The sequence below is a fragment of the Anaerocolumna sp. AGMB13025 genome, from assembly GCF_029689925.1.
Taxonomy (GTDB): Bacteria; Bacillota; Clostridia; order Lachnospirales; family Lachnospiraceae; genus Anaerocolumna.
Genome location: NZ_CP121445.1, coordinates 5,965,606 through 5,991,745 on the forward strand (window position 1 = coordinate 5,965,606; position 26,140 = coordinate 5,991,745).

General features: G+C 33.6%; 23 protein-coding genes. All 23 read right to left on the reverse strand.

The window, feature by feature from the left end; translation table 11 throughout:
* Positions 1 to 10: 10 nt before the first annotated feature.
* Entirely contained in the window at positions 11 to 976 is a 966-nt protein-coding gene (locus tag QA584_RS24765; RefSeq protein ID WP_278271775.1) for a radical SAM protein, read from the reverse strand.
* Positions 977 to 1,110: 134 nt separating this feature from the next.
* Positions 1,111 to 2,343: a WcbI family polysaccharide biosynthesis putative acetyltransferase gene (locus QA584_RS24770; RefSeq protein ID WP_278271776.1), complete on the reverse strand. Its 1,233-nt coding sequence runs from the start codon at positions 2,341 to 2,343 to the stop codon at positions 1,111 to 1,113.
* Between the two features lie 22 nt (positions 2,344 to 2,365).
* Entirely contained in the window at positions 2,366 to 3,490 is a 1,125-nt protein-coding gene (gene rffA, locus QA584_RS24775) for a dTDP-4-amino-4,6-dideoxygalactose transaminase (RefSeq protein ID WP_278271777.1), read from the reverse strand.
* 30 nt (positions 3,491 to 3,520) lie between these two features.
* Entirely contained in the window at positions 3,521 to 5,023 is a 1,503-nt protein-coding gene (locus QA584_RS24780) for a TDP-N-acetylfucosamine:lipid II N-acetylfucosaminyltransferase (protein ID WP_278271778.1), read from the reverse strand.
* Positions 5,023 to 5,814, reverse strand: a complete 792-nt coding sequence (locus QA584_RS24785) for a glycosyltransferase family 2 protein (RefSeq protein ID WP_278271779.1) — start codon at positions 5,812 to 5,814, stop codon at positions 5,023 to 5,025. The genes QA584_RS24780 and QA584_RS24785 overlap by 1 nt, the downstream gene beginning before the upstream one ends.
* On the reverse strand, positions 5,807 to 6,283 hold the full coding sequence (locus QA584_RS24790) for a hypothetical protein (RefSeq protein WP_278271780.1): 477 nt from the start codon (positions 6,281 to 6,283) through the stop codon (positions 5,807 to 5,809). Before QA584_RS24790 ends, QA584_RS24785 begins: the two co-directional genes overlap by 8 nt.
* A 42-nt stretch (positions 6,284 to 6,325) precedes the next feature.
* Positions 6,326 to 7,777, reverse strand: a complete 1,452-nt coding sequence (locus tag QA584_RS24795) for a glycosyltransferase (protein ID WP_278271781.1) — start codon at positions 7,775 to 7,777, stop codon at positions 6,326 to 6,328.
* A 59-nt stretch (positions 7,778 to 7,836) separates the two neighbouring features.
* Positions 7,837 to 9,024 carry a nucleoside-diphosphate sugar epimerase/dehydratase gene (locus QA584_RS24800; RefSeq protein ID WP_278271782.1) on the reverse strand — a complete coding sequence of 396 codons (1,188 nt, stop codon included), beginning with the start codon at positions 9,022 to 9,024 and terminating at the stop codon, positions 7,837 to 7,839.
* 39 nt (positions 9,025 to 9,063) lie between these two features.
* Positions 9,064 to 10,275, reverse strand: a complete 1,212-nt coding sequence (locus tag QA584_RS24805; protein WP_278271783.1) for a CDP-glycerol glycerophosphotransferase family protein — start codon at positions 10,273 to 10,275, stop codon at positions 9,064 to 9,066.
* A 395-nt stretch (positions 10,276 to 10,670) separates the two neighbouring features.
* Positions 10,671 to 12,170 carry an N-acetylneuraminate synthase family protein gene (locus tag QA584_RS24810; protein ID WP_278271784.1) on the reverse strand — a complete coding sequence of 500 codons (1,500 nt, stop codon included), beginning with the start codon at positions 12,168 to 12,170 and terminating at the stop codon, positions 10,671 to 10,673.
* Positions 12,171 to 12,305: 135 nt separating this feature from the next.
* On the reverse strand, positions 12,306 to 14,012 hold the full coding sequence (locus QA584_RS24815; RefSeq protein WP_278271785.1) for a motility associated factor glycosyltransferase family protein: 1,707 nt from the start codon (positions 14,010 to 14,012) through the stop codon (positions 12,306 to 12,308).
* A gap of 125 nt (positions 14,013 to 14,137) precedes the next feature.
* Positions 14,138 to 15,142: an acylneuraminate cytidylyltransferase family protein gene (locus QA584_RS24820; RefSeq protein ID WP_278271786.1), complete on the reverse strand. Its 1,005-nt coding sequence runs from the start codon at positions 15,140 to 15,142 to the stop codon at positions 14,138 to 14,140.
* Between the two features lie 4 nt (positions 15,143 to 15,146).
* Positions 15,147 to 17,018: a motility associated factor glycosyltransferase family protein gene (locus tag QA584_RS24825; RefSeq protein WP_278271787.1), complete on the reverse strand. Its 1,872-nt coding sequence runs from the start codon at positions 17,016 to 17,018 to the stop codon at positions 15,147 to 15,149.
* Positions 17,015 to 17,305 (reverse strand): hypothetical protein, encoded by a 291-nt coding sequence (locus QA584_RS24830; RefSeq protein ID WP_278271788.1) that lies wholly within the window; start codon positions 17,303 to 17,305, stop codon positions 17,015 to 17,017. The genes QA584_RS24825 and QA584_RS24830 overlap by 4 nt, the downstream gene beginning before the upstream one ends.
* Before the next feature lie 115 nt (positions 17,306 to 17,420).
* Positions 17,421 to 18,281 carry a flagellin N-terminal helical domain-containing protein gene (locus QA584_RS24835; protein ID WP_278271789.1) on the reverse strand — a complete coding sequence of 287 codons (861 nt, stop codon included), beginning with the start codon at positions 18,279 to 18,281 and terminating at the stop codon, positions 17,421 to 17,423.
* Between the two features lie 181 nt (positions 18,282 to 18,462).
* Positions 18,463 to 18,942, reverse strand: a complete 480-nt coding sequence (flgN, locus tag QA584_RS24840) for a flagellar export chaperone FlgN (RefSeq protein WP_278271790.1) — start codon at positions 18,940 to 18,942, stop codon at positions 18,463 to 18,465.
* 28 nt (positions 18,943 to 18,970) lie between these two features.
* Positions 18,971 to 19,339 (reverse strand): flagellar export chaperone FliS, encoded by a 369-nt coding sequence (gene fliS, locus QA584_RS24845; RefSeq protein WP_278271791.1) that lies wholly within the window; start codon positions 19,337 to 19,339, stop codon positions 18,971 to 18,973.
* A 152-nt stretch (positions 19,340 to 19,491) separates the two neighbouring features.
* Positions 19,492 to 21,258: a flagellar filament capping protein FliD gene (fliD, locus tag QA584_RS24850; protein ID WP_278271792.1), complete on the reverse strand. Its 1,767-nt coding sequence runs from the start codon at positions 21,256 to 21,258 to the stop codon at positions 19,492 to 19,494.
* Between the two features lie 20 nt (positions 21,259 to 21,278).
* Positions 21,279 to 21,692, reverse strand: coding sequence for a flagellar protein FlaG (locus tag QA584_RS24855; protein ID WP_278271793.1), 414 nt, complete (start codon positions 21,690 to 21,692; stop codon positions 21,279 to 21,281).
* Positions 21,693 to 21,878: 186 nt separating this feature from the next.
* Positions 21,879 to 22,100: a carbon storage regulator CsrA gene (csrA, locus tag QA584_RS24860; protein ID WP_278271794.1), complete on the reverse strand. Its 222-nt coding sequence runs from the start codon at positions 22,098 to 22,100 to the stop codon at positions 21,879 to 21,881.
* Positions 22,100 to 22,570, reverse strand: coding sequence for a flagellar assembly protein FliW (gene fliW / locus QA584_RS24865; protein WP_278271795.1), 471 nt, complete (start codon positions 22,568 to 22,570; stop codon positions 22,100 to 22,102). Before fliW ends, csrA begins: the two co-directional genes overlap by 1 nt.
* 153 nt (positions 22,571 to 22,723) lie before the next feature.
* Positions 22,724 to 24,223 carry a flagellar hook-associated protein FlgL gene (flgL, locus tag QA584_RS24870; protein ID WP_278271796.1) on the reverse strand — a complete coding sequence of 500 codons (1,500 nt, stop codon included), beginning with the start codon at positions 24,221 to 24,223 and terminating at the stop codon, positions 22,724 to 22,726.
* A 135-nt stretch (positions 24,224 to 24,358) separates the two neighbouring features.
* A complete protein-coding gene (flgK, locus tag QA584_RS24875; RefSeq protein ID WP_278271797.1) occupies positions 24,359 to 26,122 on the reverse strand; it encodes a flagellar hook-associated protein FlgK in 1,764 nt (587 codons plus the stop codon).
* Positions 26,123 to 26,140 lie beyond the last annotated feature (18 nt).

Sequence of the window (26,140 nt, forward strand, 5' to 3'; positions counted from 1 at the left end):
AATTCTATCTCTATTTCTCATACATATCAGATGATGCGTCATAATTTTTCGTAAGTTCTATTCCATTTTCATCATAATGCTTTTCGCCTATTATCATCCAGTCGGTACATTCCCTGCAAATCTGAGGTAATTTATCAAATTCATGATTAATATGTTTTTCTACTAACTCTTTATTTCTTTTTTCCCATATTTCGTTGATAGATTGTTCTTTTACGTTTCCAAATATCTCTTTTCCATGAGCGTCTAATCCACATGTGACAATATTACCATCCCAAGTAATAGCACAAATGCCAACCGCATATCCGCATGCTATCCGCTCAGGTAATTTACCTTCATTTCTTAAATCTAGGCAAGCACCTCCCCATGATATAAGCCTACGTAATGTAATTCTTGCTTTCTTTTCATGCCAGTAATTTAAAATTTCTTCTATCTCATCCTCATTTTCTTTCATTTCTAACACCTTCACTTCAATAATAGGTGTTTTTATACCCATTTCTTCTTTTTTGAGTAATATATATTCTATATTTTTGTAAACCTCGTCCCTATTTGCTCCAATACGTATTTTTTCAAATACTTCTTTAGAATACCCATCCACATCAATACTAATAAAGTCAATTCCTGATTCCAACAACATCTCTGCCTTTTCTTCATTAAGCAAAGTGCCATTCGTGTTCATATTAATATTGGTTAAGCCTTTCTTTTTTGCATAATCAATCATATAGAATAATTTATATCCAGCTAGAAGAGGTTCTCCATAAAAATCAAGCCATAACCGTGTATTGACATTATTAATCGCTATTTCGTCAATAATTTTTTTATATGTTTTAATGTCTATAAAGCCTTTCTTTCTAGTGATTTTATCATTGGCGCACATAATACAATTCAGATTACAATAATTTCCTACTTCTATAGCAACATTTAATGGAAATTCTGCAATCTTAAATTTACTTTCAAGATTATCTAAATTTTCGTACATCTTTTATCCTCCATTATCAATAAATAACGTATATAGTTATCTTTATAACCTAGTTAACCTTCTCTTCATATAATTTTTCATACATATTTTTTCCTTACTTACTTTATATCAGAGAAACACCTTATTAACTTGGTCTATTTTTTGAAACATTGATGAATATATTCTACAATAAATTCATTAAATGACAAATAATAATTACCCAAGGCATACTTATTTGGGAAAAAATTAGTTTCAAATTTTTCTAATTTAAGTGTTTTAATAACCGAAGGATAAATAGGAATATCCTGTGCCTTTAAGGTACCAAAAAAATAATACATATCTTCTTCATTCATTGGATCATTAGCTATATAACCCAAAAATTTTAATATTCTATTTGCATATTCATATAACACTAAATTACTGGGATGATTAAAGGAATAAAATAATTGCTCTTTTTTATAATTTAAAATTATGTAATCACTTATTTTAATATCTACTAACTTCTCTCTTTTAATTAATTCGTTTATTGAATCTTCACAATGATTCAATATATCTGCACTGTCAATAAAGTTTGGATTATTAACAATTTCAATTATTTCGTTACCTTGTTTATTTTTATATATAAACTCTTCTATATATTTGTCGGCAATTGGGAACAATCCCGACTTATGTAGTTCTTCATAAATATTATGGTTATTTTGTATAGCTTGAGGGAAATAACCCGCAAAATATAAGTTTGAAATACAAACAGTTCTACAACTTGATTTCATTAATTTTTTAATTTGATCGGTAGCTAATTTTTCAGAAAACTTATTGTTATTATTAACTTCTTGATAAATAAATAAATCCACTTCTGTCCAATCAAAGTTATACACAAGATCTTCAATTTCATTTAATGTATAATCACAAACCCTGGGAAAAATTAAGGCGAAATAATCATTACTAAATTTCTCATTTTTAAGTAACATTTTTTCCAAAATACTAGTTTGACAATTGCCAAAAACTACAACTATTTTTTTATTTTTTTTAATTAAATTTATATATGTGTTTATCTCATAATTGTTAAAATAGTGTTTTAAAATTCTTATTTCAACACTATTATCAATCATAAAAGAAGGAATAAAATCTCTAAATAGACATAACCCCCTGCATTTCAGCTGATCCATAATTTCCTTCCAATATGAACTAGCAATTACAATGAATGAATCATCTTTTTTAAAATCTTCCTTCTTAATATTATCAATTACAATTTCATTTTTTTGATTTTGATTATTATCATAAAAGCATTTTATGTTGTAATTATCTTTTAACTGAAAATAACATCTTTTTCCTACACCTCCCGTCCCCCATATTGATATTTCATTATACGGAAGTTTCATTGTATTCATCTCTTCTCCTTTTTCAAACAAATTATTTAGCAGAAAGAATGGTCTTTAATACATTTACCACCTTTTCTCTGTCTTGATTCGGTATTCCATAAAACATAGGTAGTCTTATTAGTCGTTCACTTTCTAATGATGTGTAAACATCTCTACCGCTAAATTTACCATACTTAAATCCTGCCAAAGAAGAGTGTAATGGTACATAGTGAAAAACTGCACTAATTCCTAATTCTTTTAATTTACTTATTACTATCATTCTATTATCAAGATCTTTCACTTTGATATAAAATAAGTGACCATTATGTTTACACTCCCTGGGTACTGATGGTAACTCTAATTCTTTTATATCTTTCAGTTCATTGTAATAATAATCCCATGTTTCAATTCTATTTTCGTTGATTTTATCAGCAATTTCTAACTGTGCCCATAAAATTGCTGCATTAATTTCACTTGGTAGATAGGATGATCCTACATCAACCCAACTATATTTATCAATTTCTCCCCTAAAAAACCTCGATCGATCTGTTCCTTTTTCCCTTAAGATTTCAGCACGTTCAAAATATTTCTCATTATTTAATACAATAGCTCCTCCTTCGCCCATTTGATAATTTTTTGTCTCATGGAAACTATAGCAACCAATATCACCTATTGTACCAAGATACTTATCTTTATATTTTGCCATAACACCTTGAGCGGCATCCTCTATAACGGGAACATTATGCTTACGACTAATTTTCATAATTTCATCCATCTCGCAACCAACACCTGCATAATGAACAACAACGATAGCCTTAGTTTTATCTGTAATCGCTTGTTCAATTTGTTTTTCATCAATATTCATTGTATCTGGTCTAATGTCTACAAATACAATTTTAGCTCCCCGACATACAAAAGCATTTGCAGTAGAAACAAATGTATAAGATGGCATGATTACCTCATCTCCTGATTTTACATCCAATAATATGGCTGCCATCTCCAGGGCTGCTGTACAAGATGTGGTAAGTAATATTTTTTTTGCATTAAACCGTGACTTCATCCATTCACTGCATAATTTTGTATATTTTCCATCACCTGCAATCTTTCCTGTTATAATACACTCTGAGACATATTCTGTTGATTTTTCAAGATTAATAGATTTGTTAAAAGGTATCATATTTTCTCCTCAGTATTGTTTATTAACTCTTTAATTAGTAGAATACAATTTACTCCAACTAAACATGTTTTGTTTTGAATCTTTCAGATATTTTTCTATCTCCTCTTTATTAACACCACCAACTTTATTTTCTTTAAATTTTTGAAAATCATATACACTAATATCGCTAACATTAAATACCGTTATGTTATATTTAAATATCTCTCTATAGGAGTTTACAGATGTTAAGTAAATTTTCTTACCACCTTTTAGCATTGCGAAAATTGTAGTCCATCCGCAATTCCTTGACAATGGAAATACTCCAATGTCAACTTCTGACAACAATCTGCTATAATCTTCTAATGTCAGAAACTCTCGTATAACTTTTAATTTTTCTCCGAATATATCTCTTCCTTTTGCAATTACTTCGTTTATGTAGGTTTCATCTCCCATATACGAAAGTGGACATATAACATTCATATCTTCATCTTTAAACTTCTCCAGTAACTCAAAGGCTAATTTATGGTCAATATCTTTAGCAGCAGAATAGCCTACCAATACATTTAAAGTTTTATTGCTTTTTTCATTTGGCATAACGATTATTCCACTATCATAAGCCAAAGAACTATTCGTAATAACATTAACACCTTCATTAAAGTTATATAAAGAATTTAGTATAGTAAAATATTTTTGATTATTCAATACAACATTGCCTATCTTGGAGAAAAACTTATGATATTCGTTACTACTTGTTTTCCATAGTAATTCACCACCATGAATTATTAGATAAGTCTTTTCCCTAAACTCATTAATGAATTCAGAAAGAAAATCACCTAATCTTATAGAAATTACGCCACTATGAAATATAATCCTCTTGCTATTCTTTAAGGTTGTAATAAGGTGATATTTCGCATTATCATCAAGGTCAAATGAGTGATACATGTCATTTAATATAATTACATTATTATACTTGTTTTGATTTTGCTCATACAATTCCCAGACATTATATAAATCATCTGGATTAAGCTCATTTAAGTAATGTATTATAATTAAATGTTTACTAATATCCGATTCTCTTATAATAGCTTCTATAACATTAACAACGAATTTCCCATCATATATAAAATCAACAAAATCAAAATTACCTGTATGTAAAATTTCCTTATTTTTTCTTATCAGCTCATCATTTTTAAGAAATTCACTTTTATATTTATTTAAGGAGTTATATTTCTGAATATAAAATTCTTTAATCTGTATTTCTTTCATTAGTTGCATAATGTAGGAATAATTTTTTATTACAGATATAGCTACTACTTCAGCACTATCTAATTCACTGAAGTAATTTATGCTATGCACTATAAATCCTTCAAATACTTTTCCCTCCATTAAAGGATTACTATCAATAACAATGCAATTATTCTTATCTAGATATTTTGTGATATATGCTATTACCCTAGTTGATGCTCCTAATATAACAACCTGCTTCTTAGTAAGCATTCCAGCTAATCTTTCATCTGTAACATCTTCTAATTCATGGTTAATCCAACTCATCATTATCCCCTCTTTTTGTCTAACCAATAATACTTAAATGCTTTCATATAATTCTTATGCTTACTATAATATTGAGCAATTGTAAAAAGAACATCATGCCGAAGTTTTACATTATGTGTAGGTATACTTTGATAATGTTCCTCTAATAACTGTATTGTCGCTGATCTGATACTTTCTTTTCTTTCTGCTGTAAGAGAAGAATTATGTATTCTATAATAATATAACTCCTCATCTATATGTTTAAACTTATACTTTTCGTACGCTCTAATCCAAAAATCAAAATCTTCAACTAAAAATTTCTTTATATCATATCCATTTAACATTTGGTGCAATTCTTTTTTATACAGGAAGCAAGCACCTATATTGTTTTTTAAGAATATTTCCTCTTCGGGACCAGTTTTCACTCCAAAAAGCATAAAATCGTCAGGATCAATTACTATATAATTAGAATAAACAAAATCTATAGATTGGTCATTCATTAATACTTTATGCATTTTCTCTAATGCATCTGGCATAAACACATTGTCGTCAGAAGTCCAGGTAAACCAATCACCTTTAGCTTTTGTAAAACCTATGTTTAAACTCGCTGGTAACTTTTGATTCATCTCATTATGGATAACTGATATTCGGTTGTCACTTTCACTATATTTTTCTACAATATTAAAGGTATCGTCAGTAGAACAATCGTCTACTATAATTAACTCCCACTCTTTAAAAGTTTGATTAATTATACTGTCTATAGATTGTTTAATAAATCTTTCTCCATTATATGTGGGTAATACTATGCTAATCATAATATCTTTTCCTTTCCCAGATAGTATTGTCCTTTATCTGCAAAAGTGAATACCTACCTTGTAAGAAATGATCCAAGCAAATAATTCTCATTTTTTTGATATCATAACCATTATTTATAAGATCAAAGCAAATAGAAGTATAATAATTAACATTAACAACTAAGATAACTGTATTATCAGCCACTAATTTGTCAATTGCATAAACCATATGTCCCGTTATTAATGATTCGTTTTGCTTTTTCTCATCCATATCAATAATAAAATCTACGAATTTATTAGAAGAATCACATTGTGAAAGGAATGCCAGTCCCTTTAATCCAGCTCCCCAAACCACAATTTGACCATATTCTTTCCTTATAAAAACCAGTAAATCACTTAATAAATATGAATTGTTGCGATAATATTCACCATATAAATCATTTGCTTTTTCCAATAACTTTTTCTGTTTAAATCTACTTTTTATTAGCATTTCTTTCTCCGATACCAGATTATTTGTAAATTTCTATTAGCTTTACACCGTACCAGAAATCATATTAATTATATAATTAATATAATCTTCTAAATCGCATTTTTCCGCAACCAAATCCTTACAATATTGTCCCATTTGAGATAGTAGTTGCCTATTACTTTCCAAGTTTTCTATTTTATCAACTAAACCTTTATAATCCTCATAAGATAAAACAAAACCGTTTTCACCATTATTGATAAATTCATCGCATCCTGCTACATCAAACATTATCGGAACAGCTCCACACATCATTGCTTCTATCATTGATATGGATAATCCCTCCATCTCCGATAAACTTATAAAGGCATCTGCATTAGACCAAAATTGTTGCATTGCATCATGTTCAATTTTCCCATGAATTCTAATCTTATAAGATAACAAATGTTCTTCAACATATTTTATCAGAATAGGTAAATAGGTTCCATCACCCGCAATATCAAAACAATAATTACATCCTCTTTTTTCAAGTTCTTCAATAAAAGGAATGATTAAATCCGCTCTTTTTTGTTCTTTTTCTAATCTAGCACCATAGGCAATGCGAATCGGTTGTTTTCGACTCAGCGTGTAGGTTCTATCCAAATGTATTATAGAATTTGATTCATCAAAAACAACAGGACTTTCTTTATTAAATAGTCTATCCTCTGTAACATGATATTTTGTTTTCAACTCATTTTTAATCTTTTTACTCACACATAAATATCCCTCTAAAACCGTATCCATATAGGTATGCCGATCATATAAGGCTTCTAAATCGTTGTGTACTATAGAATATAACTTTACCAATTCGGGGTAACGTTGTTTTAATAGATATCCTGCATACATAACCTGTTGATGTTTATTAAGTAATAAAGTACAAGGTAAATTTTTTACTAAGTACTCATAAACCTCAAGAATACCTTTTTTATAATTGGAGTAATCTCCCTCGAATTCATCACAAGTAATATCCTTCCATTCATCTGGCATATCTTTCTTTCTTTGACAAAGAATTTTGGTATATATACCTTTTTTCTTTAATCCTTTTGATACATTATAGGACCAATTCTCTATTCCTCCTAATTGATATCCTTCCATTAATTCAAGAAAAACATTACTTCTCAAATTGTTGGTTTCAACATTATCATTTAAATTAATAAAAACCTCATTCTTTATCTCTTTATTCATTGCTTGTACTTTAGGCAAAATCAACTCTTCTTTTAAAATACAAGTATCACTTTTACCCATTTTTCTCAATTTATCTTTAATGGCTGAATATCCAGCGTCGCTTGCTATAATAATACTACACTCTTTATCTAATATATAGTCAGGAGAATATACTACTTTCCCCATAACAGTTGTACCCCACATTTCACTGTTACTATCAATGAAGCAATCGAATTCTATATCAAAACTACGAAGCGTTTCAGCCACTTTTTGTCCTCCGGCTGAACTTCCATATATAATACATAATTTTTTCATTCTATACTCCTTTACGCAGTCTACAACTTATTTCATCATACTGTTTTATATAACCATTGCTACCAATAACGTCCCGCTTCCACCTTCTTATAACCCTCTGGTCTTTCTGTCTCAGTAGGAGAAGTCCAATGTTCATTATATATCCCCATCTCATTCCACGCCTTACCTTTAATTCCAAAATATAATTGCAGCATCCCCCCTACGTGTATCGCCTTCTTGCCTATATGTTTCACATATGCCGCAAGAGGGAATCCGTATGCTCCAGCCCCAATCAATGCAATATCAAAATTTATAGAATTAATCTGTCTTTCCATATGCTCTAAAGCATTAAACCAAGTGGCAAACTCTGTTTGAGTACCAGCGATACTCTGAACAGCTTTTAAGGTAATCAATTCAAACTCTGGTAAAAATTCATTATTTGCGAATAATTTATCTCTTTTTTTATAATTGTATTGAATAGATTCTTCAAAAGGATGTATTACAAGAACTCTCTTCCCTCTTAAAGCTCTAGTCCATGGTTTTTCAATATTAATTGGAAAAGCTGTATCATCATATAATGCTAATGGTTTTTCAGGAATAAAATTGCTATATATCATATTTTCAAAGCGAGACAACCACATACTCCACATCATATCAATTTGTTTTGCATCTTCTATATATAATCTGGAGAATCGATCCATTAGATCTTTCGTTGGAGGAAAAAAACCCGCCCAATCTCTGATCATATTTTTAAGGTTATCATGATAGTCTTCTTTACCACCGTTAACTCTATCCAATAAATAATAGTATTCCACCAAGCATTCTAATTCAACAGAACCAAATCGGCCAATAAAAAAAGGATTCTCGCTAACTAAACCTTTATATATAAATTCATTTGCCTCTTCTAAGGTAATAAATGGCTTGAAAAATTTCTCTTTCGGTAACGTATCTTTTAACGCTCCAATTTTGACTGTTTTATAGCCTGTAAATCCCATATTCTTTAATTGAATTTTTATTTCCTCTTCATATGTACTTGTAATCATTATAGTTACATTCTTAAATGAAACGATATCCTCAGGTGACCATATCTTATACCCTTTTATCTCTTCACCGCGGCGTGATCTGTTGTTGTCACAGAATCCCACTATTTTCGCGTTAATTTTCTCAAATTCTTCAATACATTTTAAACCACATGACCCTGCACCAAAAAGAAGCACCTCTTTATTTCTATAATTTTGTAACTCATCATTTTCAATATAAACATACATAGAAATCACGCCTCCTTCAATTGATGACCTCACACCGCTTTATAATAATGTTTCAATTACCTTCGCTAATGCTTGACTGCCTACTATACTGCAATCATTAAATACAGTCTTTTTTACTTCTTTTCTATCATTTACATAATTATCCACATTATCTATTAGTATGTCTTTTATTGCTTTAACTAATTCTTCCATAGTTGTAACATGGTGCCCCGGCGTAATCTCATCATATGAAAAATACATTTGACGTGATTCCTTCAAATAAGTATTTAAATCATATGGGAAGAATATAATCGGCTTATCTGTTACCAAATAATCAAAATATATTGAGGAATAATCCGTAATGAGTATATCCGTTAAGCACAAATATGTATAAGGATCTGAATCCTTATCTACAACAATTAAGTTACTTTGCTTGATAGATTTAAATCTTTGCAAATTCTTAGATTTTGGATGTAGCTTTACATAAAAAGACATATTATTATACTTCAAAAAATCAAGAAAGCTCTTGATTTGAATAACTTCAAAAAATTCTGATTCACTATCTCTAAAAGTTGGCATGTATATGATGTTTTTTATATTATTTTTTTTATTTTCTAGCATGGATTCATATATTTTCTTTTCAGAATCCAAGAAGATATTATTCTCAAGATTTCCATTAAGCAAATCCACTCTGGGATAGCCGCTTACAACAACATTAGGTGTTGCAAAAGCAGATGCAAATATATTTTTTAAATAATCACTGGTAGTTAGCACATAATCCGTTGGTTTTTCATCTGATAATCTTCTTAAAACCCATCTAAGCTTTGATAATGTATTTTTAGGATGACGAACATGATCAAATTTATTATCCATTTGTATCATCTTTAATGGGATACCGTGCCAAGTATTAAATTTCAAAGCATTTCCTGATAACCAAAAGTTAATATCTTTTGAGTAATTATCATAAATATATACTCCACCCCTCAATGCGAACCAAAACCCTTTTAGTGAATTTGACATATAAACTTCCAGATTATTTTTTTTGAGTAAATTAAAGATTTCCAAATTGCGTGTTATCCATATAGGTCTTATATTGCTTTTTTTATTTTGAAGATATGTATATAGATACCTGGGATTATCTGCAAACCTTCTGCCAAATGTACTTCCAAAAAGCCAGATTCTCTTATTACGAGGAAACAGAAAAGACAATCCATAAACCGGTAACAGTAAAACTTGACTCCAATATTTCAATTCGTTTATTACCTTTTTCATAACCGTCTCCTCAATTACTTTAAGACTTTATTTTCATATGAAAAAAGAATAATTCTGGCGAATTATTCTGACTCATAATACACTAATCATTTAGCAAAGTGGATATTGTCAATCCTCTTTGCTACATTCTATTTAACATTATTACTCATCCATGATTGTGAATTACTTTCATCCTTGAAATTCGTTAAGTAATAGTTATATCGACATTATTCGTGCATATCTTAATAGTTTTATATTATTCTTAATCATTTCCAGTGTTTATGTTTTTATTTATGCAATAGAAATTATCATCAATTGGTCTCAATAGGAAATAGCTCTAGCATTGTAGTGATATACAATTAAAAAGCAATGGAAAATTAAAACACTCTAACTTTCCATTGCCTAATTCTAATATCTCACCATCTCTTCAATATAGTCTTTCTTTCGATCGGATCGAGTCTTCTTATCATTGGATCTTCATAGTAAGAATCATTTTTTATATGGGTTGTTGATATTTCTTCAAATATTGCACCTTTAACAGATGTAAACGAATGCTTTTCCTCCCTTAATACTGTTTGTATGTCTCCCGGTTTCATTACTTTTTCCTTACCCTCAATGTTAACAATTAAGTCCCCATAAAGTAACTGAAAAGTTTCTTCCTTAACTTTATGAGCATGGACTGGGTGTTTCTGACCAGGAAGGATAACCAGTAACTTTTTACAATATTCTCTGTTAATGATACTAATAATAATGGCACCCGTTTGCCTGAAATGCTGCATGCCATAGTGATGAGATAATTCCACTTCAAAATCATTTCCAAGAGCTATTCCTGCTTCATAAAGCATACCTTTAGCGTCATGCACCACATTGCGCACCATTCCGATATCCGTTATCTTTCTTTTCTCATGTAATTCTTCATTTATATTATAATCTTTACTGGCAATAACCCCTTCGGTAAAATCTCCGCTGCACATCTGCTTATCATTGCAAGGCATAGCAAAGAATACATCCTCACTCATGATAGGTTCACCCATTTTTATTGCTCTCTTTAAGTATACTCCTCTCATAAGAGACCTTAAGGAATCAACTTCTTCCTGGCTGATATATTTGGTATCCTCTTTCTTCATTTGACAGATGGTTTTCGCATCCATAGCTGCTTTAACCCATTTCTCCGCCTGTTCAGGGTTCATAGAATAATTATTTAATGTAATATTCTCTGTTGGAAGTCCAACGTGTCTTTCTAATATTTTAGCACCTTTTGCAATTGCTAACATAGGCACAATATTATCATCCGGAGCTTCATGTCCAGAATAACCAATTGTAACTTCAGGATATCTCCGGTTCATTCTATCAATAAAATCCAACTGCAAGTGTTCCATTGGCGCTGGATATTCTGCTATGCAATGAAGAAATGCAAATTCACAGCCTTTATGGGTAAAGAAATTATATAATTTATCAATATCAGATAAGGTCTTTCCACCGGTTGAAATAATAATAGGTTTCTGGGTAAATGCTATTTTAGTAAGTAAAGGCCAATCCAGAGAACTGCAGCTTGCCACCTTAATAATATCTATTCCTTGATCCATGCACCAATCTACCCCGTCTTCATCAAAAGGTGTACTCATGGCAATCATGCCTTCTTCATGAATTGCTTCTACTAATTGTGTAAACTGTTCGTAATTTAATTTTGTACTCATAAATCTTGGAATATGTTTAACATCTTCTCTTTCCTTATAATCTGGGTGTACAAAAGAATCCAAATTTCGGTATTGTAATTTAACCGCAGCTTTTATATTATATTTTCTCGCAATCCTGCTCATTGCTTTTATGATATCTATTCCATGTTCAACACTTCCCTGATGACTATTAGCCATTTCAAATATATATAAGTTTTCAAATATACCATTACTATTCATGCTTGTCCTCCAAAAGTTTCTTAAAGTAATTTATATAAGCTTTTATAATCAAATGTCATAACTACTTAATAAAACATATATCGACAGATTAAACACGATAATCAATACTTTTATAATCAATACATCGTATAAATTTTATAAACCTGACTTATCATAATTTTCATGAAGAAAATCCTGCAGTTTTACATTCCTCATGCCTTTAATTAATGCTCCACCTTCCGTGGCATTAATTAGTTCAATATCACTAATATTCCGAATATGATTTTCAATCCATTTTTTATAAATCAAAAAACTTCTACTCGTATAGATACTTTTTCCATTGATATCATTTACCTGCTCTAAGTCATCCGTGCTAACTAATTCTCTTCTCGAGGTGTCAGAAGCATGTACATAATTTTCAGTAAAAGCCAAGTCAAGTCCTAAAAATATAATACGTTTACTTTTTAATTTAATTGCCACGTCCAAAGCGGTTGTACTTACAGATCCACCGGTATCGAAAAGCTTCATATTATTTACAGTCGCATATTCCTCTGCCTTTTCATACCCATTCTGTAATACAATGTACTTCTTACCTTGATAGTTCTCTGTAAACCCTTTAAATGCAGTAGATAAATATATCATAGGAATATCTAATTGTTCCAAGCCCTGGATTTGTGCGTAGACTCTTGGATTTGCATCTGTAACAATAAAATAATCTGGTCTGATTCCTTCCCGTATTAACTTACGAAAAACCGTTCCGGTAGCTAAAATAATACTGCTGTTTATTCTATTTTTCAGCAAACGAAAATTTTTATCCAAAGATGGACCTGCAGCAACGATAAATACATCTTTTCCATAAAAATCTTTATCTAATGCATCCACGCTATCGTCATATCTCTTAGTATTTTCCCTAAAATTTCCATTCAATAAATGAAGTTGATTTTTTACCGAACTATACTGAAGGAAGTACTCTTCCAAATCTTCTCTGCTGTCTTTATTTTGAATACTCCGTAAAGATGGGTAATGTATTACAAACTCAGTATCGTTATAAACAGATTTTAAACGTTCTGATAGTTTACTAAAATTGGGGTCATACTGCAGTTTTACATTAGCAGATCTAAGTAGGTTTCCAATCCCAGAATATGCGCAGGCTAATTGTATTGTATTTAAATCGCTTTCAAAAATTTCTATGGTAATATTATTATCCAGATTAGTTAGTGCTTCGATATGATATCCAAGTCCTAAACCATATACAATGTATGTTGATTTATCTTCTCTGTACCAGGAGTTAGCCAGTGCAAACGCTTCTTGATAAACATTACAATTACTATGTAAATAAATCCGTTTCCCTTTATCATATAGCGAAATCGTCATCGCACCACAGGCTGTATATTCAACGTCATATCCCTTCTCTTTTAAATTATCAGGATGAGACAATGCTTTTAAATCTGCCGCCAATGGTATATCTTTGTTTGATATAACGCTAAGTGCCTCATCATATTTATTTTTATCAAAATATACATTCTCTTCATAGAGTAATACTTCTTCAATTTTAAAGAGAAAAGGCAATAATTGAGCTTCGTAGATATCTGCTAACAATATATAATCTTTATTTTTCTGAGACTCTAAAAGTGATGTTAATAGATCATTAAGAGAATTGTAATCTGTAAAAATTCCATAATCAGACCAATTAGTTCCATTTTGCTGTACCTTACCAAAAAAGCCTCCTAATCCTGTTAACACCTCTGTCATTTTTCTCAGGGCATAATCATAATTTTGGATACGGAAATAGTAAATAATCTTACTAATTTGGCAGATATAATATGATGTTTCTTCTGATAATACTTTATTTTTCTTTTCCAACGTAATTTCCCTCTACTTTTTGCAAAGTTTTTTGTGACCTTTCTAGAAAATTAAAATCTGGAATCAATATTTTAAATTGATCAGCAAACTCACATGCAAAAATAGATATACAACAGATTGCATACCTATCTTAAATATTCTAAAAGCCGATTCATATTTAGCATCTTATCATCAATATAATAATCTGCATTTGGTTTCCCAAATAATAACTTATGATATTTAAGACCCCATGCATTTAATTGGGTCCTGGTTACTTCTTCCCAGTCTATGCCGGTTACATAGCCTCTCGCAGTAAAAAGGACAATTTCATTACCGATTTCGTACAATTTATTAACGATTTTTATCATTTCGACATTGGGCTGCGCTTTTTCATAATCATTATCCGGTTGTAATTCAGCTATAACACCATCGATATCGAATACAAATTTCTTATTTCCACTTGTTACTTTTAAGAATTCTTCTGCAATTCCAAATTCTTCTTCCGTATCTATGTCATAGTTTTTATTCATAACATAACCGTAGATGTGCTTGCCCGACATAGATTTTTCCTTAAGGATAACTCTTCCCCTGATAACATCAATACAAGCATTTTGATAATAGGTTACAGGCAAGTTCTGCCTTGGCATATTATAGCACTCCTTTATGTTATCTAATAGAGGAGAAATTGTACCGTCACTGCTCCTATGCCACATTTTATATGGAATTTCTTTACTGGGGGCAATAGAACGAACTGAATCATATAACTCATTATCAACTAATATCTTTATCATCTTGTCTATATCTTCGATATTTCTAATAGGATAGGTAGGCCTTAACTGAACTACAATATCAGCTTTATAGTTTTCATTTTCTTGTAGATAATTTAAACAATGATAGAAAACATCAAAATCCAGTGAAAGGTCTTCTGCTAAAGAAGCAGGTCTTAAAAAAGGTATCTCTGCCCCATATTTCTTACCGATCTCAGCATATTCCGCACTGTCAGTATCAAGTATAACACGATTTATATACTGAGAACCCAGTGCATGTTCAATAGAATAAGCAAGCATAGGCTTGTCATTCATTAATCGTATATTCTTATGGGGAACACTTTTTGACCCACTCCTTGCAGGTATAATTGCTAATATATTCATACCCTTATCTCCCCTCCGTCAGACTACAAAGTTTAGGCAGCATACTCTCTGCTGACTTAATCATTGCTTCATACAAGTTTAGCGCCCTCTCAAACACTTTTATCTCAGCCGTCAAGGAGCTGTCGTTATCATTCACTAATCCTGCCACATCTTCCGAAGTTTCATTTACAATATCACCATCTATCAGCACATAGATAAACTGACTCTCGATCCAGCTGTTATTATCCCTCATCCTATCCAGTAAAACTTTCCTGGGTGATTTTCCTTTACTCATAATCTTTAAAGTTTCTTTTGCATTTTTTATATTTTCCTGCAGGCGTGTTATTATACTCTGTACTGTCACAGCATCCACTTTTATTATGTTATAAATTTCCGGAACTAACGTTTCCCCAATCAATACCAGTCTTTTTGTTACATGATTCTGCTCATTAATTTCCTCAACTACTTCATGTAACGTAAGAAGTTCCGTACCGTGAATTCTTGCTCCGCCTTCTGTTGCATCAATTACACGAATCGTATTATATCTCTTTACCGCATCTTCCAACCACTTTAAATAAACATACCAATCATAACGGGTCTGTACGATATTACCGTAGATATCTTCTACTTTCACCATATACCGCGCGGTATTTGCCACATCCACCGTCAGGCTTCCGGCATGGGTCTTATCATTTAAATATGCTAAATCCGAGCCGATAAGAATTATTTCTTGAAATCCTAAGGTTACACATACTGAAAAAGCCCCTGTGGTTACGGAACCTCCTGAATTACAGTTATCTGTGATTTTCCCCATCCGGTTAACCAAGGCTGCAAAATATCCTTCCATGTTAAAAAAGACCAGTTTTTCAAAATTCTTCAGTACAAGTGGATTGGCCTCAACTCTGCAAAACAGCGGAATGGAAAAACACCTTGGATCATTTAAGTGATGTGTAGATTTCTCTGGATCCAGCGTAACAATAATATCCGGATAAATCTCCTGTTTCAATAAATATTTAACCGCTGTATCCACTGCTATGATATAAGCATTGTGATGCAGGTTTTTGAGTTCGAATATATTCTTATCAAGAGAAGGACCTGCTGATACAATAATAGCCGGCAAATTCGCATCAAACTCCCTGGCCACTTCCGTAATTAGACAGCCTTTATTGCAATAGGACAGATTTGCTAGAATATTGTTGCTCATCTTCCTGCCAATGGCTCTCTCTGTCATATGATTTACTACCACCAGGTTGCGGTAATCCATATATTGTTCATAGTATTGCTTATAGACTTCCGGGAATAGGATATCGTATTGAGGGTGTTTAATAAATTGCAAGGCATCTACATTCGTCCAGTCTACCGTTAAACTTAGGGCTTGATGAAAGGCTTCCTCACAGCTTTGTCCCACAAGTAACTGCAGGAGTTTATGATTCCATAATTCCTGATATTCAAAATCCTGCAGCAGCTTCAGAAACATTGCTTCTTCCGGCTCAATTAGTATTAGAACCGTATCCGGTAAGATACGGGATACCAATTCTTTTAAGCAGACACCATTTCCAAGTCCAAAGCATATAATTACTTGATGTGCCTTGGTAACCCTGAATTGCTCTGCCCATCTTTCTGCTTCTCTTTTCTGATTATATAGGCTGTTCATCCGAACCGGCTTTCCCTCACAGGTAATGTTGTAGGTAGTGCCACCATCCTTAGTTTCCAGGGTTTCTACAAAAAAGGATCCTTCGGGACCATATTTTACTGCGCATTTCTCTTTCAGATATTTGTATCCTTCTAATTCAGATACGCCACCCCAATATTGTTTAAGTTCTTCATATAAATATTGATTATACTGTTTTAGGCTATCTATATTTTCCAGCCATTGTTTTTCTTCTGCTGCTTTCATTCAGAAGCCTCCAGTTGCAGCAACAAAGGAATCACTTCATATTCAAGGACATCTGCTGCAAGTACATCATCCTGTTGTTCCATAGCCTCCAGGCATTGAATGAGCGCTATGTTGATCTGAGGCAGCATTGCCTTCCCCATTTCACTTCCAGCTGCTTCCTCCAAAAATAAAAAAAGCGTATCGGCGGCTGTATTAATAACCCCGTAAGCTTCCTTTCTATTCTGCACATGTAATTTTTGAGCAGCAGCTTCCAACTGCTTTACTATACTTTCTACTTTATTCTCCATAAGTCCTCCTCAATTTTGCACAAGTATCAAAACACAAACATTTATGTTCCCATATTTGGACAAAATATATTTATATAAAGGTTAGCCGTAAGGCTAACCTTTATATTGTAAACTGTTACTGAAGTAATGATAATACACCCTGTGTAGACTGATTAGCCTGTGCAAGCATAGACTGAGCAGCTTGTTGTAAAATATTGTTTTTGGAGTATGTTACCATTTCTTTAGCCATATCAACGTCACGGATACGGGATTCAGCAGCCTGTAAGTTTTCAGCTGTATTATCGGCATTCGCAATGGTATGTTCAAGTCTGTTCTGTAATGCACCTAATTTAGAACGTTGGCTGGATACATCTGTAATTGCTCTATTGATGATGGAGATCGTTGCTGAGATAGCATCATAATCAGATGCTCCATTAGATATTACTTTTGCTACATTAGCATCAGTAAGACCAGCAGTATTACCTGAATTTGTGCCTAACTGGCTAGGTCTCATATCAAGAATAGATAATTTGATTTTCTGATCTCCATTAGCGCCAACCTGCAGATACTTATCTGTTAATTTACCGCTTAACAGTTTCATAGTATTGAATTCTGTCTGGTTACCGATACGGGAAATTTCGCATGTTAAAGCTCTTACTTCTTTTGCAATAGCCTGACGGTCTGCTGTAACGTTAGTAGCATTGGAAGCCTGAACAGCTAACTCTCTCATTCTTTGAAGAATGGAATGAGTTTCATTTAATGCGCCTTCTGCTGTCTGAATTAATGAAATACCATCCTGTGCATTAGTAGAAGCCTGTTGTAAACCTCTGATCTGTCCTCTCATCTTTTCAGAAATAGAAAGACCTGCTGCATCATCGCCTGCACGGTTAATTCTGTAACCGGAAGATAATTTTTCAGTAGATTTTGAAAGTTGTCCAGTAGTGATTCCTAATTGTCTGTTCGTGTTGGCAGATGCCATGTTATGTTGAATTATCATATGTGTTTCCTCCTTGAAAGTGCAGTAGCATCCATGCTACCGTAGTTATTTATTAGTAATCAATATTCTCAGCATAAAACAATGAGGCCGTACGCTCCTTATTGCTGCTGAAAATATTGGTTTTACTTATAATTTATATCGGTGTTAACAATACAAAACTTTATAGTACTTTTTGAATTTTTTATTTTTTTTTGTCGAGAAAATATGAATTGCCTTCGTATTGATTATTCATATTCTTATAATAATTAGAAACCGTTTGACTGCTTGTTTTAAAATTCTTAATTTCTTTCTTTTTCATCTGAAAATAAGCTTCCAATTTTACTTTATTGCGTAATTCAAGAGCCTGGATTTTTGTACTTTTATCAGTTATCTGGCGAATTAGATCCTGCAACGCTTCAATCTGCTCCTTGTGCTGGATTTGTTTCCTGATAAGCTCTTCTTGTACATAAGTATAGATTTTTTCAAATCCTTCATCAAGCTGATTAATTTTAGTTATGATATTCTCTTTTTCAATTAATGTCTGATCAAACAGATCCATGTCAGGAATTTGCTCATTAATATACTTTTCCTGAGAGGTAGTTATATTTAATAAACTATCCAGCAGGTTTTTTTTCTTAATTAAGGTATCCAACAGGATAGGTATATAGGTGTTGTTATCCACAATTAACCTCGCTTTCAAAGCAATTAATTTATTTAGCCTGATTCATAACTTCCTTCCAGGTATCTCTCATCACCCTCAAATGTTCCAATACTTCTTCCATTATTTCTTTTTCTTTTCTTATGTTGGCGCTAATTAACCTCTCGTAAATATACTTATATATTGCTTCAAACTCCCCTGCGATTGGATAATTAAAATCCAGAGTAGAGCGAAGATACGATATAATATTCTCAGTTTTTATAATATTATTATTGGTTTTAGTTATATTATTTTCTTCGATCCCAGTAATTGCTATATTGCAATATTTGATAGCCCCTTCGTATAACATTAATGTTAACTCTGCCGGTGTAGCGGTTGAAATTTTATTATTCTGGTATGCAATAGCTGCATTAATTGGCATTTTATTTCCTCCTACCTCTGTTACTTATTCGTATTAGAAAAATTAATTTAATACTTATGTATATGAGCTTATTATATCTCTTTTTGTCGAAAAAATAAATATTTATTTCGTGTCATATGGAACATAAATATTAAATTATTGTAAACGCGTTATTACTTTCCAGAATTCAGCAGTCCTGCCAACGAATTGCTTTGGGACTGTAATTTAGCCATTGCAGTTTCCATGGCAGAGAATTGTTTATAATATTTATTTTCCATCTGTGTCAGCTTAGCTTCCAAAGTAGCAACTTGTTTTTTATAACTATCCTGTTCTTTATCCATTAATTTATCATCATAAAAAGTATATATGCTTCTTACATTAGGAATAGCTTTCATTTTATCCCCCATTGCATCATACAACTTCTGGGATATACCTGATATCGCTTTCATAACAGTGTCCGGGTCATCTGTAAGTGCTTTCATCAGCTTATCTTTTTGGTCAGAATAGGTTGAATCATCTTTATCTCCATATATATGTAATAACCCTTTTTCCGTATAATCCGAAGATGTTTGGATTCCAAAGGTATCCAAAGAATATCGCTTGCCGTTCACTGTCACCGAGGACATAAGTGCGGATTTCATTGAATCGATCAAGAAACCTAGGGAACTGTCACGCCTCAACGAGGAATCTTTAATCTTGGTTTCCCATTTTTCAATTTGATCATCGGTCATGGCTTCTCTTTGATCATCAGTAAGAGGAGCATAGCCTTTCGCAGAATTTGCATAGTACAGTTTGTTCATTTGATCTAAGATATCATTATATGATTTAATAAAATTTTTCACCATATCATAAGTTGCCTGGGTGTTATCTGTTATGTTTAAGCTGATACTTTGTCCGGCTGCTGTTTTATCTTTAATATTTAACGTTAACCCATTCACTGTTATGTCATTTGTAGAATATTCAAGTTCAACACCATTAAGCTCAATTTTACTGTTTTTAGCAGCTATAAGGGTAGATAGAGTCGATGCTCCGTCAACTTTGCTTCCGTCAGATTTCAATGCATCAAGACCTAATTTATTCAGTTTGGTAAAGTCATCCGTTAGAACAGGATTCTGAAATTCTGCTTTATAATTATCTGCTAATGCAGAAACTGCGGCATCTTGATCATCTGGCGCAAAACCCGTAAGTATGTTTTTAGCGGTATCGATATCAGAAGGGACACTGGCATCACTAAGAAGCGTTGCTAAAGCACCATCAACTTTAGCTTTATCATTGGCAGCAAGTGATGAATATCCAACTTTATCCAATATATTATTTTTCATATTGACTGCCGAAGATGTGTAACTGGAAATTTGAAAGCTGTTTGCTGTACCACTTTCTTTCGAACTTATAAATAATCTCCCCTGCCCCGCATCATAACTTGCATTCAAGCCCGCCGATTTCGCTGCATTTACAAAATCAGCAATAGTTGTAGTTGATTTCACTTCAAGTGTTTTAGCAGCGCTGCTGCCGGATTTGAAACTAAACACAGTGCCTGCATCAATACCCAAAGCATTCAGAGTAGTTTTTTCAGTTGCTTTTGCACCATTAAGTTCGATAACTCCGCCTGTAACATACTGCGCACCGGCAGTCTCTAAAATCTTTAGAGTCTGAGCCCCTGTGGGCGCATCTTTACCCGCAGTAACCGTAGCAATGTTTTCATTGGATGAAGTTACCTTCTTCGTCATGTAACTTCCCTGTAACCTCATATCACTTAACTGTTCTTTATAAAGCTTAGTCAGCTTTATATTCAGTTCTTTCCACTTATCTTCTTTCCACTCCGATAAAGTCAACTTATCCGATGTCTTCTTATTCTTAAGTTTCTGAGCACTGACTAACTCCTTAATAATAGATTCTGTATCAAGTCCGGATATTAAACCCGTCATTCTTATTGTAGACATACTCCTACCTCCTTAGTGAACTATCTCTTTTCATCTACCAGCAGTCCGGCGACCTCCCATAATTTCTGCAGCATTTCCAGGGTCTCTTCCGGTGGAATTTCCCTGATTACTTTATCCGAATCCACATCCATTACTTTGATGGATACCCGGTTAATGTCTTCATGGTAGGAAAATTCACAGCGTGTTCTTGTTGGTTTGATTTTATTGTTGGTTTCGTTTAGTATACTCTTTAAGCGGTTTGCATTTGCCTGAGCATCTTTTTGTTTTTCTTCTTCTTTGGTTCCATCCTGTTTTCCGGTTAATGTTTTACCTGATGTTGTGTCAGCATCTGATCCTGGCAGGGTAACAGCCGGTTGTATTGTTACAGGTTGAACTCTTTGTTCCGGTTTATACTCTCCATATGGTACTGCATTTGCAATTGATTCGATTGCCATATTTGCCACCTCCGTGTGTGCGGGTATTATCCCATTCCATTGTATTTAGCTATTATATCGGCATTTTTATCATTTTGTTAATACCGGTACCTTCACTAATCGTTCGACATTTGTATCATGACAGCCTCCTTGCTGTTATTTGATACTGTTTTTATCGGTCTACTGAAACAACTTCTTTATAACTCTCTACTGGAACAGCTTCTTTATATCTTCCAATGAAGCCTGGCTGTTCGCAGATTCTTTATTGGCTTCCTGTATCTGTATATAGATCTCTTTCCGGTAGATCGGCACTGATTTGGGTGCGCTGATTCCTATTTTCACCTGGTCACCTTTTATTTCAAGTATGGACAGTTCAATGTCATTGCCGATCATGATGGATTCGTTTAGTTTTCTGGTAAGGGCTAGCATTAGTTCTCTCCCTTCTCTTCTTTTAGCCTTTGCATTGCATCATAAACATTATATTTTACTTCGTAATCCTGGTTATCCACAATGATCTGGCAGCCTTTTCTGGTATCGGAATTTATGATAAACGGCGCTTTGAGATTTGCCGACATTTTTGTAAGTTCTGCAGGAACCGTAAGGGATAATAAGATGACCAGATTCTGTTCCGTTATGTCTCCGATTTCTTTTAATATCTCATCTTCTACAATGGGATTGTAGTCTGACTTTATTAAAAAAGGATTGATAACCGGCAGCGCAAGACTTTGCTCCTCAAGGCTCTGAAGCCAGGATATCCCAGGTTTATCCCCTTCTTCCAAATCATATAGAATGGTATATCTTTTATATTGCTCAAAGCCCATAATACCACTGGCAAAGGTTATGATCTTTTCTTCCTCCAGATTGATTTCCCCAAAATATTTCGTTTTAACTAACATCATTTCTCCCTTCTTGTATTTAGGTGATTGCGAGAGTTCACATAAGGTTTAAAAGCTTCCTGGTTTTGCAACTACCTGCCCATTGTTTTATTTATGGCATACCCGGATTTCATACCGAATATGCCATAGAAAATCTCAAAGAAGTTTATAAATAGTTTACAGAAAATCCAGTAATGTATTCTGAACTACTTTAGATGCCGCTGATAGGGATGCATTATATATTACTTCGGCAGAATTATATTTAATATAAGTCTCTACCATATCCACGTCTTCATTCGTAGACATGAGGTCGGTAAACTCCACCTGCTGGTCGGATAATCTGTTTTCCGTAAGTTCAAGTCTTACATACCGGCTTCCTAAATCCGCAATAGCCACATTTACAGTATTCTGGGATTCGTTTGAATGGGTAATACCGCTCCCAAACTTCTTCTGCATAATATCATTTTTTAAGGTAAGCTCTGTCTTTAACTGCTGTTTTAACTGATTGAGCTTATCCGTCTGGTTGGCATAGTTAGGGTCTGCCAGCATTTTATCCACATCGGCAATTTTTTGTTCTGCTGCCTTAACATCCTGCACCGCTTTTAAGATTTCATCGATATCCCTTCCGATATTATGCTGTAAGGCATCACTACCCTGGGTGTTTACTGTTAATTTCTGATTGAAATTGATTTCATACTGGATATCCTGATCCTGCTTCGTGTAATGTTTATCCTCAGCCACAGGAGAACCGGTCAAATGAACATCACTGTCAAAATAGTGTTCCGGTCTCAAATCACCCTCTTTAAAATTGGTTTTTCTGTAATCGACGGATATACTGGCAGCATTTTTTAACGTATTATTTGCTCCATCCGAAAGGATCAGTTCACCGGTTTCCGGTATATAATTAATCTCTCCGGCAACCGGTTGGTATGCCGTAGGATCACTGGCACTCTTAGTCGTAATATGAGGCACTGTGATTGCAGCACCGGTTTTATCAAGTGCAGTCACTTTGCCGTTTAAGTCTACATCTGTAACACCATCCGGCATTTTCATATCCAGGTTATCATAGGAAAGTCTGATACGATAAGAAGTGTTCATAGTCGGTGAGGCACTATAGTCTGTTGAAGGATCATAGTCGTCTACCGAATAGGTTCCTGACACTTTTGAGATGCTTTCTATATTTTTCCCTGAAAAATTCTCTGTAATCGTATATTCTAAATCCGTGGAAGGTTTATCAAATATCAGGCTGGTATCCGTTTTATATCCGGTAAATACGTATCTACCGGCATAATTTGCATTGCCCTCCTGATAAATCTGCTCTTTGTACTGCTCCAGATTTTTTATAATACTTTCTCTGTCGTCTGCCGACAAAGGATCACTGGAACCTTGTACACAGGCAGTATTAATATTGGTAAGAATACTATTGATATTCGTCAAGGCGCCTTCTGTCACATCCATCCAGGATTTTGCATCAGGAATATTCTTTTCGTAATATTGATTCAGCTCTGCAAGATTCGTTCGCAATTTTAATGCCCGAACCGCAACAATAGGATCTTCGGAGGGACGCTGTATTTTCTTACCGGAGGCATACTGTGCATCTAATGCCGAGAGATTATTCTTATTCTTATTAATGCTGTTCATCATATTGTTGGTCATCATTTGATTTGTAATTCGCATATTATACCTCTTCTTACCACAGTCTTAATCTGTGATAATGCCATTCATCTGCGTTTGAAAGAATCTGATTCTGGCATTCCTTTCTTTATAATTTTTCTAAAAGACCGGTTCCGTCACCTTAAGCCCAGTTAATTATCATACTCCGGTACCATTGATTAATTTATCATAAACTTCATTCATGGTCTGTATGACTTTCGCCGATAAATTATAAGCATTCTGGAATTTTACCAGGTTCATGGCTTCTTCATCAACATCTACGCCGGATACGGATAATCTCTGGTTTTTTATCATATCCAAGATATCCCCCTGGTTCTTGGCAAATTTATTTGCTTTGTCGGTATCAACACCCACCTCAGCCACCAAAGTCTGGAAAAAGGATGCCGGCGTGCCCTGTTTGAACATGGATTTATCATCTTTTAAGGCCAGTAATTTTTTCAGGATATCATTTTTCTCAACCCCGTTTTCCACATTACTGCCGGTTACCACAAGGTTTGGATCATCTCTGACTTTATCTGTTATTGTAAAATTAGCAGCCGTGAGGTTGTAATAATCTTCATAATTTGCAAAGGTATAATTATCGCCCGTCACAGGATTTCTGCCATTAAAGAAATCTATCCCTGCATTCCCATTCAGGTCTACGCCGCTTTTATGCAGGTCGTTAAATTCTTTGGAAAAGGTTCTTACCAGTTGGTTAAGCTGTCCCATATAGTAAGGAATTCCTTTATAGTCTATACTGTCACCAACAGAAACCTCTTTACCGGCTGCATTAGCTGTCAGATTTTTATCAAGGGTAAAGGTATAGGAATTGGTATTCGTAGCAGCATCATAGGTTACTGTAAAATTGCTATAGGTATATTCTTCATTTCCGATTGTTATGACACCGGGAATGGGAGCATTTAATTTTTCAATGGAATTAATATTGGAATTGGTTACTGTTATCTGGTTGGAGCCTGCTGCTCCTGTGGCAACGGTTCCTCTTAGGTTTTCATTGTTATTGCCATCCCTTACTTCAATTAAAGACTTTAAATATCCGCCCAGAGATGAGCTGCTTGTGCCAAAATCATTTCCGTTGCTCCACTGGATATCATACAAGCCATCCACATCATTCTGGTTCACTTTATTGGTTCTGGGGACAACTTGTAACGTATTATAATCACCGGTGTTTACTAAGGTTTGTCCGTCTATCTTAACGGTAAAGCTGGTAACACCCACGTCATTACCCACTACGTTTTCATTATAGGTTATGTTTACGATACTTGATAAGTCATCTAGCAAAAGCTGTCTTTGATCTCTTAAATCATTGGCAGTACCACCGCCAGATTCCAGTACGTTAATCTGTTTTGTTACTGTTGCAATCTGCTGCCCCAGGGAATTAATCCGGTCTACCTGGTTTTTTACTTCAAAGTTACATTCTTCCTGTACACTTTTAAGGTTCGTCGCCATACTGTTAAAATAATCTGTAAGACTATTGGCGTAATTGGTTATCTCGGTCCGTTTGGTTAAATTGGCGGAATCCGTGGATAATGACTGGAGACTGGTAAACAGCTTATTAAATGAAGTAGTAAATCCATCTACTGATACTTCATTAAAATAATTCTCGATTTCAGTCATGGCATACTGTTTTGCCGAATAGCCTCCCAAAATCGTATTACTGTTTCTGAATTTCAAATCGTAGTAAGCATTCCTGGCCTGGACGATTGCTGTCGCTTCAACACCGGTACCCACCATACCGTAACTTTTGTTCACTTTAATGGGTACACCGGCCTTTTGTTCTAATATCTGTCTTGTATAACCATCTGTTTCCGCATTGGTTACATTATGCGCGGTTGTATTAAGTGCTGCCTGATAGGTAAATAATCCAGTAGTTCCTATATTTAGTCCGAAAAATGTAGATGGCATGTTATCACCTCTGTCCTC